Consider the following 15,589-nt stretch of genomic DNA (forward strand, 5'->3'; position numbering starts at 1 on the left):
GATGAGATTGTGAATCAGGAAAAAAGACGCTTGCAGCAAGCACTAGATGCTAATGATCAGGACTTTCGGCAGAAAATGAGAGCTATGGGAGGATAAGTGATGGATGCTGTCGAATATGCATATAGAGAACTAGAAAAAAGTATACAAAAAGCAACGATAAAGTCGAAAGGGTTTTCGGCTGTTGAACGTAATCTCAGTAATACTACTAAGATTCAAGATCAGTGTAAAATGAAAATTACTCCCGTGGTTTCAAATTTAAGTGCTTCTACCAGAGCGTTAAAAGTTGCTGTTAAGGGACGCTTTGGTCAGAAATTAACACGTTTAATAAAAAAAGAAGTCGCTTCATTAACTGACTTTTAAAGTCAGTATAGGGTATATATAACCATAGCTGGAAAACAACATCATTTGGGATACTTTGACACGATAGAAAAAGCTATAAAATCTAGAAAAGAAGCAGAAAGGAAGTATATAGAAAAGTATGGAGAAAGATAAGGATATCATAGTAAATCTTACTGAGATAGAAAGCTATATCAAAAACGGCAATCTAGCAGAGCTATCCAGGGGAACAGGCATACCTTACAGAACGCTTGAAAACTGGAAAGCTGGTAACAACAAATGGTTTACAGATGTTATTGACAGAATGACAAAAATACAAAATTTTTTGGATGAAAACTAGCTAGCTTATGAAACTTGCTGAATTGCTTGATAAGTTAGTTGATCATTATAGTGTGATTTAAAAAAAGTTTTTTGGCACATTCAAAACAAAAAGCCTTATATTATAAGGCTTTTTAGCGTATTATAATGTCCCCCGCCGGAATCGAACCAGCATCAAACCCTTAGGAGGGGCCCGTAATATCCGTTATACTAGAGGGACAAATGTGGTGAATCACCACAGTATAGTATATCATTTTAGACTGATAAATTCACCAGCTTTAAGTATTTTTTCAGTTTGTTTTTGGTAGTGTTTGACATTTTTTTCATCAAAAGAATTACCAACAATGTTCACGACGTGACCTATTTTACCCATACGACCTGTACGGCCTGCTCTATGGGTGTAACTTTCGTTTGTTACTGGGATATCAAAGTTGATTACATAGTCCAAATCATCGATATCAAGTCCACGTGCAGCGATATCTGTCGCAAGGAGTAGTGTGATTTGGCCGGATTTAAATTTCTCGATAATCGTTTTTCTAAATCTACCATTCACATCACTTGCGATAGACACCGCAGCGATATTTTGGAACGTTAGTTTTTCTTCAGCATTACCAAGATCTTCTAGGCGGTTAAAGAATACAAGACCACGCATCCCTTTGATGTGGGCGATATGTTTTAACAAGTCTATTTTCTTACGATTTTCAACTTTAACCATAAAGTGATCAACTGTAGGCTCAGTTTTTGCAACATTAATCTCAACTAAGTCAGGTGCAAACTCAGACATACGCTCAAAGACTTGGTGAGCAGTCGCACTGGATGCGATAAATTGATATGCTTTTGGTGTTCTTTTAATAATCTGTTTTACAAACTGCCACTGAGAGGTTTCTAATAGATTGTCCACCTCATCTAAGATGATCGTATTAATCGCCGTCATCTTAATTTTTTTATCTTTGACAAGCTCCAACGCTCGACCAGGTGTCGCAACGATAATTTCTGGTCCTTTTTTAATCCGCTCGATTTGGCGTTTAATACTGGCACCAGAGATAACTAGATTTGCTGTAAGTCCTAAAGGCGTTGCAAGTGATTTAACGACTTCAAAGATCTGTCCCGCTAATTCACTATTTGGCGCTAAAATAAGAAGTTGTTGGCCTTGTTTTTTGTTTACAGCTAATAAACTAGGCAGCAAATAGGCTAAAGTTTTACCAGTACCAGTTGGACTAGTTGCTAGTGTATTTTTTCCAGATGAGATAGCATCAAATGAAGCGTGTTGTACCTCTGTGAATTCAGAGATATTAGCTAAGCTATCCATCCAGACTTCTGGTAGGTTATTTTTGGTCAGCATCGAATTTGATTCCTGCACTTTCTCGCATGGCATAGCTAGTTTCGGCAACATTAATGGCAAGATTCAGCCATTCTTCGTATTTGTCAAAGTTTTCCCTTGTATCTGGGTCTAACATGATGTTGGCAAAATCTAAGGCTTCTTCTTGCATATTATTTGGTGATGTTTTAATCGGTAATTCATATGTTGTCCCATCAAGAGAGATGAAACGTGCATATTTGATGGCGTTCACAGCATCTAGGACTAGCGTACCAGTTGTTGTAAAAATTTCACATGGCACAAAAGAATTATAATGGCCACCAGTTTTAATAGAGACATCAAATCCGTTATAACTCAGAATGCCAATACCTGATAGATCAACGCCTGAATCGAGTAGTTGTGCTTTATAAGTCGCATACTTAGGTTTGCCAAAAAAGGCATGTGCGGCATATAAAAGATACACACCTAAGTCAGCTAACAAGCCACCAGAAAAGGCGGGATTAAACTTGTTTGGTAACTCTCCTGCTAATAATGCGGGCATTCTTGATGAATACTTAGCATAAGTAAAATCAGCTCCGATGATTGTTTTATCCTGTAAAAATTGACGAATCACGTCAAATGATTTTTCATGTAGGTTTCTTGCAGCTTCAAAACATAATACCTTATTTTCGGCAGCCAGTTTCACTATTTCGTCAAGTTCTGTAGGATTTGAAAATGCTGGTTTTTCAACGATGACGTGTTTACCAGATAAAATCGCAGCTTTTGCTTGTGAAAAGTGGAGTGAGTTAGGGCTAGCGATATAAACAACATCTAAATCAGATGCCAACATATCTGCTAGCTCATCAAATATATCTATATGGTGGAAATCTTCAGTAAAAGTCACACCAGTTTCTAATCTTCGCGTATAGACTGCTGAGAACTCATATTTGCCTGTGGCAATCGCGCCATCTATAAAGTTACGTGAAATCCATCCAGTACCAATTACACCAAGTTTTAATTTCATTTACTTATGCCTCGTTCTAATTTTTTTTGTTGCTTCCCATATGATGAGCTTATGGATTATAAAAACGGATTCCATAGTCTCCCACCATTTATGATGACTAGACTAATACTAATTATAACAGAAAACAAAGCTAGGAGTAGGACAACCTTATCAAATGTTGTAAGTGTTGAAGCGTTATAAAAAGTCCTGTGCCTTTTTTTACCAAAATGTCGATAAGTTAAGACATTATGTTGCGTCGTTTGTATGAAAAGGATAAAAGCACGATACCTTGAAAAAGGATGATTTTGTGCAATTGCCGCTTGTTTGCGTTGCGTATAAAAAGTATTAAATCGAGAACCTAGACTGAAAAATTGTCCGATTTTATACGCTATACGATAAGGTACTTTAAGGTGTGTAAGACTAATCTCAAGTTCTGAGGGTTGACTTGTCAAAATAAAGTATTGTAAAAAATTGAGGATAACGATATCTTTACATAAGATATTTCCCAAATAAAGTGCTTCCTGAAGTGTAAAATCATAAAGCCATGTGATGTTGTAATGATAAAGACTGACACCATGATCTGGATCTATGAGATACATCACAAGCACATGAAGTAGTACCAGTATGACTAGGTTTATACGCAATTTAAGTTTTGGACTGACATAACAAGTCATCGAGATTAGCGCGAGTACTGCTAAAAATCGTGTATCGTTTGAAATTAACACTGCAACAGTCGATAAACAAAAAACTAAACATTTTGTGAGCGGGGTTAGGTGTAGACGTCTCATACATGCACCTCTCTATCCATCAGTGGTAAAAACAATTTGCTAGCTGAGGTCAAAATCACTGTAACACCTTTTTGGTCTAGATAATGTAGAATCTCAGAGAAGCAGGCTATCTCTGGTTGATCAAAGATAACGATAGGTGTGTCTTGCATCAAAATACACGCTGTGGTAAATAATTTTTGTTGTCTAAAACTAAGCGTTGATAGTTTGTCGTGCTTAAACGCTGAGAGACCACAGAGTGCTAAGATATCGTCAGAAATTGCAGCTTTGCTAATCTTGTTGACAACTATCATATCTTGGGGATTTGCCATGACATAGCCTATTTTTCGCCCTCTTTTATCAAGCGTTTGATGAGTGATATCTTCATAATAATAATCGACTTCACCTGGTGTGTCATAGAACCCCGCTATCATATCAGCAATCCTGATATCAAGTGGTGCAGTTATCATGACTTTTTCACCTTCAAACACGCTGAAACTGATATCTTTGGCTAACTCTGTTACTGAAAGAATGGCTTTGTTGGGATTAAATGCCCGAGTATAGTCGCACGCAGTATCTATATGCTCTGATTTAGATGGGGCTTTGGATAAGTCGATAACTTGATCAAATAACTCCGGATCAAAATCACCAGTGACAATCAGTGTGCCAGTGTAGTCAGCAGGTAGTGCGTAGGGGTCATCTAAAAGTAAGATAGGTGTTGGATGTATTAAGATTTGCGCCAAGGAAAGGACTTGTTTGTGGTAAGTTGATAAGGTATTTACTTGCGAGTCTAGCAGATCACTTAATCCATACAAGTCAGCCGTTGTGTTAACACTTGTTAAGATAGTATGTCTTGGTACGGCATCATTTTCTAGGTTAAAGGCAAGATTTTCCCCGACTGTGCCTGAAATAAAATTATCATTTAAAGTTTGAGATAGAAAATCAAACTGGTTTTTGGGTAGTTGTTGTGCAATGCTGAGTAAAAACTGAGTCTTGCCACTAGCCATGTCACCTTTAATCAAGATTTTCTCATCCTGATAGATGTTAAAGCTATCTATAGTTAGTATCAATTCTTTTTCCATATACTGATTATTTTACCAAAAAACAGTTTAAATTGATACAAAATATAAGATAGCTCGCGTGATTGTACCGTATTTGTCTGGTATCGCAGTGGTATTGACGATGTGATAGGTTATGATGCGAACGCATAAGGTGAATTATTTGCATTACCTGATAAAAGCATTATAATGAAGTATATACACTAAAAAATTAGAAAATTATAATGTTTTTGTGAAAATGCTATTATGCGTGATGCACATGCGTTGACATAATACTTTGAGGGAGATTGGTAATGATGAATGAGTTAGCAACAAAACGTCTGTGTCAAGGTATCTTTAGTGGTGCTAAGTTAGTCATCCAAAATAAGATAGAATTAAATCATATCAATGTATTCCCTGTGGCAGATGGTGATACAGGTAGTAATCTTGCCTCGTTGATGCAAGCTATTTTAAATGATGTACCATCAGAAAATGAATCTATAAAGGCGTTATTAGATAAGGTTTCTGCGGCAGCAATTGTTGGTGCTAGGGGGAATTCAGGGTTGATTTTTGCTCAATATTTAAGTGGTTTGGCGGAAAATTATCAAGAGGAAGGGTGTGCTGAGGTCAAGCTTGTCAGAACAGTTAAGCGCGCGGTATCAAAAGCTTATGAAGCAGTAGAAAATCCCAAAGAGGGCACTATCTTATCAGTGATGCGTGTATGGGCCGAATCTTTAAGTCAGCACTTTGAACAAACAAATACGCTTTCTGATGCACTGACGCTTGCGCATCAAGCGCTTGAAAAAGCGGTGTTAGATACCAGGTTACAGTTAGCAGTCCTAACAAAAAATAATCTAGTGGACTCTGGCGCTAAGGGATTTTACTATTTTGTCACTGGTTTGACGACGACATTTTGTAACGACAGCCAAGAGGATAATCAAGATCATGAGTCGTTAATGATTGAACAAGACAATCAGCTTGCGCACGTGAGTACAGAGAAACCAACGTATCGCTACTGTACAGAATTTATTTTAAATGATGTTAAAGTTTCAACTAGTGATATACGTGCTACATTAGCTAGTCTTGGGGATTCATTGATTGTTATTGGTAATGAAAATGTGATGAAGATTCACATACATACCAATCAACCGATGCAAGTCTTATCCTTGATTGAGCGACTTGCTCTGGTGAGTTATCAAAAGGTTGATGATATGCTCATCCAATATATGGTCACTAAAGCACAAGCCTCTCGTATTGCTATCGTGACAGATTCTATCGCAGATTTACCACATGAGTATGTCTTGCAACATCAAGTACACTGTCTCCCTATCAACATCTTAAGTGATGGACAAGCCTTTTTGGATAAGTTGACACTGGATATGGACACAATCGATCAAAAAATAAAAGCAGGACAAGTCTTGACAACGTCACAGCCTAGTATACAAACAGTCGATGCGCTACTATCCTTTTTAGAAGATAAGTATGATCATGTTTTAGTATTAACGGTGTCAAAAAAATTAAGTGGGACTTATCAATTAATTACCCAAAGAATTAAGGAAAAACAGTTGTCTGAAAATTGGATACAGGTGGTGGATTCTAGAACCAATTCTGCTGCCCAAGGGTTGTTGGTACAAAAAGCTGTCGCATTAGCAGAGCAAGACACGTCATTTTCAGACTTAGTTACTGCCGTTCAAGATTATCGAGCACAGACGTTTATCTATGTCGCTGTCGCCGATCTAAACCCGATGATCAAATCAGGCAGGATACCAAAAGTGCTTGGCCAAATTGCCAAACGTCTATCTATCGTCCCTATCGTCACTTTAGATGAAGTGGGGGCTGGTATTTTGAAAGGCGTTGGGTTGAGTCAAAAACATACTATCAATAAGATAGTTAAGTTGGTGCGCCGTATGGCGCGTGACGGACAATTAGCAGCACTTGCAGTCACACATGTCTCATCACCTAAGGTTGCCAATCGACTAGCTAAGCGATTGGTTAGCCTGACAAATGTACCGTGTGAGGTAGTTGATAGCTCAGGTGCCATAGCAATCAGCGCAGGTAGCGGTAGTATTGCCGTTGCAGGAATGAAGAAGGAGTCGTAAATGTTTTATAGTAAAATCGCTTTATCATTATTGGTCTACTTTATCATATGGTTTCTTATCTGCCTATACAAGAAAAAATATTCACTCGTAGATATTGCTTGGGGCAGTGGGTTTGTAGTTGTCGCGTGGGTGAGTTACCTCATCGCTCAGGCATCTTCTATGCAATCAACGCTTATCCTTATTTTGGTAACGCTTTGGGGAGGCCGTCTCTTTTGGCATTTGGCGAGGAGAAATTGGCATAAACCTGAGGATTATCGATATGTGAACATGAGAAAAAGATGGGGGACATCCTTCGTTTATCTTAAAGCTTTTCTAAACGTTTTTGTTTTACAAGGTATCTTATTATTTATCATTGCTTTACCTATCATGCATGTGTTTGCTCATATCGATAGTGAGATGAGATGGTGGCAATACATTGGGTGTGTCGTGTGGATCATTGGTTTCTTCTTTGAAGTGGTAGGAGACTATCAACTGGAACAGTTTAAAAAGGATCCAGCTAATAAGGGTAAGCTTTTAACGACTGGCTTGTGGCGTTTGACGAGACATCCTAACTATTTTGGTGAAGCAACTTGTTGGATAGGTATTTTCCTGATAGCAGTCACAGGTATTAGCAATAGTTGGTTAATAGTTAGCCCCTTAATCATCACACTTTTGTTACTATTTGTTTCTGGTGTGCCTTTACTAGAAAAGAAATATCGAAAGCGAGAAGACTTCAAAGCTTATGCAGCTAAAACGTCTAAATTTTTCCCAGTTATCGGGAAAAAAGGACTATAAGTTTTTCATTAATATAGAAGATACACATATTCAGGGTTAAACTTTGGTTATGTGTATTTTATTAGCGAAAAATGACAGGCTAACTATTAAGTTAGGCCCAAACAGTTTTTTTAGAATCATTGGTAAACAGATATCAGTTAGCTAATTTCTCAGCTAGTATAAAATATTTTTGATTGATTAAGCTAACAACAAGCTGCAAAGCATAGAACAGCGGATAGTTATATGCTATAATATTTCTATGATTAAAAAACCTATTATTATCGGTGTAGCGGGTGGGTCTGCATCTGGAAAAAGTTCTGTTAGTCAAGCGATATTAGCCAATTTTTCTGATGAACATATTGCGCTAATCGCTCATGATTCTTATTATAAAGACCAAACGCATTTGGCGTTTGAAGAGCGTCTGAAAACGAATTACGACCATCCTTTTGCTTTTGATACAGATTACTTGTTAACACAGCTCCAAGCCTTACAAGAGGGAAAAGAAGTCGCGATCCCGATTTATGACTACACAAAACATACACGTAGTAAAGAGACATATTGTCAAAATCCGGTTGATGTGATTATTGTTGAAGGTATCTTAGTTTTAGATGATAAAAGACTACGTGATATGATGGACATTAAAATATTTGTAGATACTGATGATGACGTGCGTATTATCCGTCGGATTAAGCGAGATATGGCTGAGCGTGATAGAAGTCTAGATAGTATCATCAAACAGTATTTAACAGCTGTTAAACCTATGTACCATGAGTTTATTGAGCCAACCAAGCGCTATGCGGATTTAATCATTCCTGAAGGGGTGAGTAATCTAGTTGGTCTGGATATCATCAATACAAAGATTGATGCAATTTTGAAGGAAAAATAAGCAAGCGAAACCGTTTACATTGTTTTATATTTTGTGCTATACTGTTTTTGAACAAATAAATAATTTACATATTATTAGGAAAGAGCATACTAATGAAGAATGACTTGTTTGACGGACTTAAAGCTAAAATTGCAGGAAAGCACTTAAAAATAGTCTTTCCAGAAGGTATCGAAACACGCATTATTGGTGCGGCATATCGTTTGCAGGCAGAAGAATTAATTACGCCGATTTTGTTAGGTAACGTAGAAGAAGTTTCAGCGACCTTGCGTGCACGAGGGTTACAATCATCAAGTTTTACGATTATTGATCCAGCTGATTATGATCAATTTGATAAGATGGTTGCGGCTTTTGTGGAACGTCGTGGTGGTAAAGTCTCAGAAGCACAAGCACGAGATATCTTATTAGATGTCAACTACTTTGGCACAATGCTTGTCTATATGGGACTTGCTGATGGCTTGGTTTCAGGAGCAATTCACTCAACAGCTGATACCGTAAGGCCGGCGCTACAAATCATTAAAACTAAACCTGGTGTATCTAGAACTTCGGGTGCCTTTTTGATGGTACGTGCTTATGGTAAAGAAAAATATATTTTTAGTGATTGTGCCATCAACATTGAGCCTGATGCTAAGGCGCTATCTGAGATTGCGATTGATTCAGCAGAAACGGCTCAGTTGTTTGATATCGAGCCTCGTGTGGCTATGTTAAGTTTCTCTACTAACGGTTCTGGTGCGTCACCCGATGTAACTAGAGTGGTCGAGGCAACTAAACTTGCTAAAGAAAGTCGCCCTGATCTTAAAATTGATGGTGAAATGCAGTTTGATGCTGCGTTTGTACCAGAAGTTGGTCGATTGAAGTTTCCTGATTCGCAAGTTGCCGGTAATGCGACAGTGTTTGTCTTTCCAGATTTACAATCAGGCAATATTGGCTACAAAATCGCGCAACGTCTAGGGAACTTTGAAGCGATTGGTCCTATCTTACAAGGGTTAAATAAACCAGTGTCAGATTTGTCTCGTGGGTCAAACGAAGAAGACGTTTATAAATTATCTATTATTACAGCAGCACAAGCATTAATGTAAGCAAAAAAACCTACCAATTATCTAGTACATGCTAGTATTTGGTAGGTTTTTTATATATAAAAGCATAAAAGTTTGATGTTTAAGACTAGAAAAGGTGTTAGATTATAGCAAATCCCAGTGTTCAAATGCATTAATAATGCCGCGGTCTGTGTTAGCAGTTGTGACAAAATCAGCGGTAGTTTTAAGCTCATCTATGGCATTGCCCATCGCTGTCGCATAATCAACATTAGCCAATAAGTCAATATCATTAGGGCCATCACCAAAACCATAGGTTTTACCAGTAAATCCAAGTAAATCTATGACTTTGTTCACACCAGTTCCTTTGTTTGATCCTGCATTAACAATATCAATAGAAAAAGGTGAGTTTTTGAAGTAAGCTAATTCTGGAACGTGCTCACGATAATAAGTGACGTCCTCTGGTTGATCGCTAAATACGAGTAACATATTGACTTCATCTGTTAAATGTTTAGTGTCATTGATCCCAGGAAGTGGCGTATTGATGTAGGCATATGCGTCCTTAACAAGCTGTGTCATACGAGAAACCCAGTTACCAGATTTATCATAGAAGGCCATGGCTTGTTGTTTAGCATCAGCTAGTGCTTTTAGTTTTGTGATATGCGCGACATCGATTGGGTCATGGTAGAGTGTCTCTCCCTCAATGATGATATATTGGCCATTCATGGCGATCGCACTTGTGATACCAGAAAGTGCCATCAACTCCGTCAACTCAAAATGTCCACGACCAGTCGCAATAATCGGTAATGTACCTTTATCACGTATTGTATGAAGTGCTTGTATCACGTCTTTATCTAACTGGCTTTTTTTATTTAAAAGCGTGCCATCTAAATCAAAGAAAGCAAGTGAATGATAGTGTTTATTAATGTTTTCCATAATTATATTTTATACTATTTTACTTTAAAATGCCAAGTATCACCCCATAAAGTTGATCAATTAAGCGGTTGATATATCCTAGATGATATCTTAGCACATATCAAGTAAAGAGGACAAGCTGTTTAATAGTGCTTATCTATATAAGATTAAATAGACTGCCTTTCTAGTATTAGGGTATGTGGTCGTATGAACTAAGGAGGAATTATGGTATAATATAGACAATTATGGCTAAAAAAACACAAAGAAAAACGACAACGAATAAAAATAGAAAAATATCTAAAAAAGCACAAGCAGCATTAGCAGAAAGAAACAAAAAAATTGCTTTCTTTGTTGTGCTTTTCTTACTCTTATTTTCTGCAACAAAATTAGGCGTTATCGGTATCATGTTATATAATTTTAACCGCATTATAGTGGGGAGTTTGGCTTATGTGTTTATTTTTGGATTAGTTGCCGTTATGTTAGCTACTTTCTTTAAAAAAGATAAGTCAGATCGATCTGGTAGACCAATTTTAGGTGCTGTTCTGATTTTTTTATCATTGGTTTTAAGTTTTCAAGCCTATTTTGATAAAGTATCAGGGACTAGTCATACTTGGCAGGTCGTCTCTAGTCAATTTTTAAAAATGAAAGTAACGGAGTTCGCTGGTGCAGGTATGTTGGGGCATTTGCTATATGCGCCGATTAAGGTATTGGTATCGGTGATAGGGGTTTACTTGATTTCAGGACTATGCCTACTTTTAGGGCTTTATTTCTTGGCGCCTAATTTTTGGCAATCATTTTTCAAATCAATAACAGATAAAGTTCAGCAGCACCATTCAGATCGCAAAGCTCGAAAAATTGCCAAACAAGAGTTGAGAGATGTTACAAATGCTCAAGATAACATGTTTGATGAGCCTGTTGTCGCTCCGACTTTGATTGAACCACCTGTACCATATGATTTTATTACAGCGAATGAACCAGAGATTGTGATGCCTGAGTACGATTATGATCAAGAGACTGGTGAGATTATAACACCTGACATGCCAGATGATAGATTAACTGATGAACAACCAATCACATTTACACAGGCACAAACGTTGTCACATTATCAGTTGCCTGATGTGGCATTACTTGCCCCAACACCTGTTAAAAATCAGGCTAATGAACGCAGTAATGTGCAGACAAACATCAAAATATTAGAGATGACCTTTAGCAGTTTTGGTATACAAGCGACAGTTGAATCGGCAGTTGTTGGCCCATCTGTTTCAAAGTATGAGATTAAGTTAGCAACAGGTGTTAAAGTCAGTCGGATTTTAAATCTTCAAGATGATTTAGCACTTGCATTAGCAGCTAAGGATGTCCGGATAGAAGCCCCTATACCAGGTAAATCATTAGTCGGTATCGAAATTCCTAACGCGGAAGTTGCCATGGTAGGGTTCCGTGAGATGTGGGAGAGTGCCAAGACAGATCCACATCAATTATTAGAAGTACCTTTAGGTAAAGCAGTTGATGGCTCAATTAAAACGTTTAACTTAGCTAAAATGCCACATATCTTAGTCGCTGGTTCAACTGGATCTGGTAAATCTGTTGCTGTGAATGGTATCATTACCAGTATTTTAATGAAAGCCTTACCTAGTCAGGTCAAGCTCTTGATGATTGATCCAAAAATGGTAGAGTTAGATGTTTATAATGATATTCCACATCTTTTAATACCTGTGGTGACCAATCCGCGTAAAGCAGCACGTGCGCTACAAAAAATTGTAGATGAGATGGAAAATCGTTATGAACTCTTTCGTCGCGTTGGCTCACGCAATATAGAAGGCTATAATGCAAAAGTTGAGAAATATAATGCTGAAAATATAGAAAAACAACAGACTTTACCATTGATCGTCGTCATCGTGGATGAACTTGCAGACTTGATGATGGTTGCATCAAAAGAAGTAGAAGATGCGATTATTAGAATTGGGCAAAAAGCAAGGGCAGCAGGCATTCATATGATACTTGCGACACAAAGACCATCAGTAGATGTTATCAGTGGTTTAATCAAGGCAAATGTACCAAGTCGTGTTGCCTTTGCTGTATCTTCTGGAACAGATTCACGTACGATACTAGATGCGAATGGCGCTGAAAAATTACTAGGTCGTGGTGATATGCTCTTCAAACCCATTGATGAGAACCATGCACTGAGATTGCAGGGCGCCTTCTTATCTGATGATGATGTCGCAAGTGTTGTGAATTTCATCAAAGATCAAGCTAGTGCAGATTATGATGAAACGTTTGATCCTGGTGAGGCAGCTGATGATGATGCACGTACTTTTGATGGCAATATGTCGAGCTCAGAAAGCGATTCAGGTGATCCTTTGTTTGAACAAGCTAAGCAACTGGTTGTAGAGTATCAAAAAGCTTCTGCTTCTATGCTACAACGTCGTTTATCAACGGGATTTAACCGGGCAACTCGAATTATGGAAGAATTAGAAGCAGCAGGTATTATTGGACCTGCAGAGGGTACTAAGCCAAGAAAAGTATTAGTTGCACATCTAGATGAGCCAGCTAATGCGCAAACGAGTGGAGAGTTAGATGACAGTATTTGATGAGCTGGCAAGATTATCTATGACAAATATGCCTCAATTTATCGTTATATCTGGTGAAGATGAGGATATCATTAGCGAGTTAAAAAGCCAATTAATGGCTAAACTAAACTTTGATCCAACAGATTTGTCACAGTCTTATTTCGATCTGACAGAAACTGATCCTGATTTGGCAATCGAAGAATTAGAAAGTTTACCTTTTTTTGGTGATGAGATGCTCGTTGTATTTGAAAATCTATGGGATGTGACGACTGTTAAAAAGACTGTGTTTTCAGAGCAACAACTTGAGCGACTAGCTGCATTTTTAGATAATCCTTTAGCATCAACTCGATTAGTGATCATCTGTCATGGTAAACTCGATGGTAAACGCCGTATTGTTAAACAGTTAAAGCAAGTCGCACTTAACTTGATTGCAACGCCATTAAAACAAAACGAATTAAGCCAATACTTTCAGAAAAACGCTAATATGGGAGCAGATATTGTTAATCTCATCATCGACAAATCTAATCATAGTTTTGCTGTGATTCGTCAAAATATTGCCTTAGTTAAGACATTTGCAGATGGTCGAGAGGTGACAAGCGATGATGTTGAACTCGCGGTACCCAAATCATTAGCAGATAATATTTTTGATTTAACTGATCTTATTTTAAAAGGAAAGACTGCTGATGCGAGACAGTTAGTGGCGGATTTAGTCTTACAAGGTGAAGATGAAATCAAATTATTGGCAATATTGACAAATAATTTTCGATTGTATTACCAAATAAAATTATTATTAGATAAGCGTTATACTGAAAGCCAGATGATAGCTTATTTAAAAATTAATCCATATAGATTAAGATTTTTAGTAGGACCGGCGAAAAATAGAGATAAGCAGTTTTTGGCACATGCCTTGCAATTTCTCATAGATACTGATTTTAAAATAAAATCAGGTCAAGCAGATAAGGCGTTTTTGATGGATATGGTACTGATTCGTTTATCTGGTATAAAATAATCGTATATAGTGATTACCCTTTGGTATCACTATTTTTTTATACTTGCGATACAATAATTATAGACTAGCAGATGCGCTACCTATCATGATTGTTGATGTTTTAGTTATCATGTCAGTCATTAGTCGTTTAGATAGCATACTTTATCATTGTAAGATTAGAGAATTATTGTAATACTATAAATATAAACCGATTAACATCGCATCCGAGGAGGAAAAATTATGCCAATTTCACAAGAACATTACGATGAATTAGTTGCCATTCGCCACTATATTCACGAAAACCCTGAATTATCAGGACAAGAATATGAAACAACGCGGTTTATAAGTGAGTACTTAACGTCGCTTGATATTACGATTTTAGAGACGGGACTCAAAACAGGGGTTGTTGCACAAATAGGGAGTGGCCAGCCTGTTATTGCTTTGCGAGCAGATATTGATGCACTACCGATTGTTGAACATACAGGATTGTCTTTTGCGTCTAAAACGAAAGGTGTCATGCACGCATGTGGTCATGATCTACATCAAACGAGTTTATTAGGTGCAGCAAAACGTTTAAAACAACTAGAATCTGAACTCACCGGAACCGTCAAACTGATTTTTCAACAAGCAGAAGAAACACATCAAGGTGCTCGTGAGATTTTAGAGACGGGTGTATTATCAGATGTACAAGTCATTATTGGCTACCATAATATGCCAGAATTACCTGTAGGTCAGATTGGCATAAGAGAAAAAGGGATCATGGCAGCAGTAGATCAGTTTTATGTGACCGTAAAAGGTATCGGCTCTCATGCAGCTTATCCACAATCTGGATGTGATAGTATTGTGGCAACTGCAGCGATTATATCAAGTTTACAACAAATTGTATCGAGAAATATTGATCCCCAACAGCCAATGGTTTTATCAGTTACGCATGTCGAGGCAGGTAATACTTGGAATGTACTGCCTGATCAAGCGATATTTGAAGGCACAATTAGGACATTTGATGAAGCAGATCGGCGACTTGCTAAAAAGCGGTTTTATGAAGTGGTCGAAAATGTCGCTGCAGCCTATGGGGTGTCTGTTGATATTAATTGGATATTTGGAGCTAATGTGACCTATAATGATCCAGAATTAACCGATTTTTTGTATCAGGAGATGCAAACTTGGCATAAAGATGTTGTCGTGCCTGCCCCTTCAAATGCAGGAGAAGATTTTGCGATTTATCAAGATCAGATACCAGGTGTATTTGCATTTATTGGGAGTAACGCACCAGGCAGTCCTGGCCTCCATTTTTCCAACATGACTGTGAAAGATGAGACAATCATTACAGCAGTTGATTATTATGTGAATAATGCGTTATCTCTTATAATGAAACTGAAAGAAAAATAACAAAAAAAATCAAAATTACGAAAGTATTACATTAGAAAAACGAGTGTTCAGAGTCAATATCTGTTAGTACAAATTAAGATAAATAGGCATAGAATATTGGTATGTATGACGTTTTTTTGTTAAATAAATGAGACATAAATTTTTAAAAATGTTATAATGTAGTGATAGTATTTTTAAAAATAATAACATTATTATAGTTTTGGAAT

14 protein-coding genes and 1 tRNA gene are annotated in these 15,589 nt (G+C 37.4%); 9 read left to right on the plus strand and 6 right to left on the minus strand.

Going from position 1 to position 15,589, the window contains the following annotated elements; translation table 11 throughout:
- Positions 1–99 precede the first annotated feature (99 nt).
- Together RU87_RS05290 and RU87_RS05295 are read left to right on the plus strand one after the other, a co-directional pair.
- Complete coding sequence (locus RU87_RS05290; RefSeq protein ID WP_068162038.1) at positions 100–360, plus strand: hypothetical protein; 261 nt, start codon at positions 100–102, stop codon at positions 358–360.
- Positions 361–478: 118 nt separating this feature from the next.
- Entirely contained in the window at positions 479–676 is a 198-nt protein-coding gene (locus tag RU87_RS05295; RefSeq protein WP_068162041.1) for a hypothetical protein, read from the plus strand.
- 126 nt (positions 677–802) lie between these two features.
- Here the strand turns inward: RU87_RS05295 and RU87_RS05300 are convergent.
- From RU87_RS05300 to RU87_RS05320, 5 genes are all read right to left on the minus strand, one after another.
- Positions 803–874 (minus strand) — tRNA-Arg (locus RU87_RS05300).
- Between the two features lie 30 nt (positions 875–904).
- Positions 905–1,996 (minus strand): DEAD/DEAH box helicase, encoded by a 1,092-nt coding sequence (locus tag RU87_RS05305; RefSeq protein ID WP_068162043.1) that lies wholly within the window; start codon positions 1,994–1,996, stop codon positions 905–907.
- On the minus strand, positions 1,980–2,975 hold the full coding sequence (locus RU87_RS05310; RefSeq protein ID WP_068162048.1) for a Gfo/Idh/MocA family protein: 996 nt from the start codon (positions 2,973–2,975) through the stop codon (positions 1,980–1,982). The genes RU87_RS05305 and RU87_RS05310 overlap by 17 nt, the downstream gene beginning before the upstream one ends.
- 56 nt (positions 2,976–3,031) lie before the next feature.
- Positions 3,032–3,742 carry an energy-coupling factor transporter transmembrane component T family protein gene (locus RU87_RS05315; RefSeq protein ID WP_068162050.1) on the minus strand — a complete coding sequence of 237 codons (711 nt, stop codon included), beginning with the start codon at positions 3,740–3,742 and terminating at the stop codon, positions 3,032–3,034.
- Entirely contained in the window at positions 3,739–4,800 is a 1,062-nt protein-coding gene (locus tag RU87_RS05320) for an ATP-binding cassette domain-containing protein (protein WP_068162054.1), read from the minus strand. Before RU87_RS05320 ends, RU87_RS05315 begins: the two co-directional genes overlap by 4 nt.
- A gap of 269 nt (positions 4,801–5,069) precedes the next feature.
- On the opposite strand from RU87_RS05320, the gene RU87_RS05325 reads away from it, so the two are divergent.
- From RU87_RS05325 to pta, 4 genes are all read left to right on the plus strand, one after another.
- A complete protein-coding gene (locus RU87_RS05325; protein WP_068162057.1) occupies positions 5,070–6,854 on the plus strand; it encodes a DegV family protein in 1,785 nt (594 codons plus the stop codon).
- Complete coding sequence (locus RU87_RS05330; protein WP_068162059.1) at positions 6,855–7,628, plus strand: DUF1295 domain-containing protein; 774 nt, start codon at positions 6,855–6,857, stop codon at positions 7,626–7,628.
- Between the two features lie 241 nt (positions 7,629–7,869).
- Complete coding sequence (udk, locus tag RU87_RS05335; RefSeq protein ID WP_096835825.1) at positions 7,870–8,493, plus strand: uridine kinase; 624 nt, start codon at positions 7,870–7,872, stop codon at positions 8,491–8,493.
- Positions 8,494–8,585: 92 nt separating this feature from the next.
- The gene (gene pta, locus RU87_RS05340; RefSeq protein WP_068162064.1) at positions 8,586–9,569 is read left to right on the plus strand and encodes a phosphate acetyltransferase; all 984 of its coding nucleotides are present in this window, start codon (positions 8,586–8,588) and stop codon (positions 9,567–9,569) included.
- A 102-nt stretch (positions 9,570–9,671) separates the two neighbouring features.
- Here the strand turns inward: pta and RU87_RS05345 are convergent, their stop codons facing one another.
- Positions 9,672–10,460, minus strand: coding sequence for a Cof-type HAD-IIB family hydrolase (locus RU87_RS05345; protein WP_068162067.1), 789 nt, complete (start codon positions 10,458–10,460; stop codon positions 9,672–9,674).
- A gap of 224 nt (positions 10,461–10,684) precedes the next feature.
- Between RU87_RS05345 and RU87_RS05350 the strand changes: the two genes are divergently transcribed.
- From RU87_RS05350 to RU87_RS05360, 3 genes are all read left to right on the plus strand, one after another.
- Positions 10,685–13,027, plus strand: coding sequence for a DNA translocase FtsK (locus RU87_RS05350; RefSeq protein ID WP_068162070.1), 2,343 nt, complete (start codon positions 10,685–10,687; stop codon positions 13,025–13,027).
- On the plus strand, positions 13,014–14,015 hold the full coding sequence (holA, locus tag RU87_RS05355) for a DNA polymerase III subunit delta (RefSeq protein ID WP_068162073.1): 1,002 nt from the start codon (positions 13,014–13,016) through the stop codon (positions 14,013–14,015). Before RU87_RS05350 ends, holA begins: the two co-directional genes overlap by 14 nt.
- 219 nt (positions 14,016–14,234) lie before the next feature.
- Positions 14,235–15,383 carry an amidohydrolase gene (locus RU87_RS05360; RefSeq protein ID WP_068162076.1) on the plus strand — a complete coding sequence of 383 codons (1,149 nt, stop codon included), beginning with the start codon at positions 14,235–14,237 and terminating at the stop codon, positions 15,381–15,383.
- Positions 15,384–15,589 lie beyond the last annotated feature (206 nt).

This window comes from Pseudolactococcus plantarum (genome assembly GCF_002441715.1).
Classification (GTDB): Bacteria; Bacillota; Bacilli; order Lactobacillales; family Streptococcaceae; genus Pseudolactococcus; species Pseudolactococcus plantarum.

Coding starts and splice junctions, on each gene's coding strand:
- holA (WP_068162073.1), top strand. CDS start 13,014: ATGACAGTATTTGATGAGCTGGCAAGATTATCTATGACAAATATGCCT.
- RU87_RS05360 (WP_068162076.1), top strand. CDS start 14,235: ATGCCAATTTCACAAGAACATTACGATGAATTAGTTGCCATTCGCCAC.
- RU87_RS05290 (WP_068162038.1), top strand. CDS start 100: ATGGATGCTGTCGAATATGCATATAGAGAACTAGAAAAAAGTATACAA.
- RU87_RS05345 (WP_068162067.1), bottom strand. CDS start 10,460: ATGGAAAACATTAATAAACACTATCATTCACTTGCTTTCTTTGATTTA.
- RU87_RS05325 (WP_068162057.1), top strand. CDS start 5,070: ATGATGAATGAGTTAGCAACAAAACGTCTGTGTCAAGGTATCTTTAGT.
- RU87_RS05315 (WP_068162050.1), bottom strand. CDS start 3,742: ATGAGACGTCTACACCTAACCCCGCTCACAAAATGTTTAGTTTTTTGT.
- RU87_RS05305 (WP_068162043.1), bottom strand. CDS start 1,996: ATGCTGACCAAAAATAACCTACCAGAAGTCTGGATGGATAGCTTAGCT.
- RU87_RS05295 (WP_068162041.1), top strand. CDS start 479: ATGGAGAAAGATAAGGATATCATAGTAAATCTTACTGAGATAGAAAGC.
- RU87_RS05330 (WP_068162059.1), top strand. CDS start 6,855: ATGTTTTATAGTAAAATCGCTTTATCATTATTGGTCTACTTTATCATA.
- RU87_RS05350 (WP_068162070.1), top strand. CDS start 10,685: ATGGCTAAAAAAACACAAAGAAAAACGACAACGAATAAAAATAGAAAA.
- pta (WP_068162064.1), top strand. CDS start 8,586: ATGAAGAATGACTTGTTTGACGGACTTAAAGCTAAAATTGCAGGAAAG.
- RU87_RS05310 (WP_068162048.1), bottom strand. CDS start 2,975: ATGAAATTAAAACTTGGTGTAATTGGTACTGGATGGATTTCACGTAAC.
- RU87_RS05320 (WP_068162054.1), bottom strand. CDS start 4,800: ATGGAAAAAGAATTGATACTAACTATAGATAGCTTTAACATCTATCAG.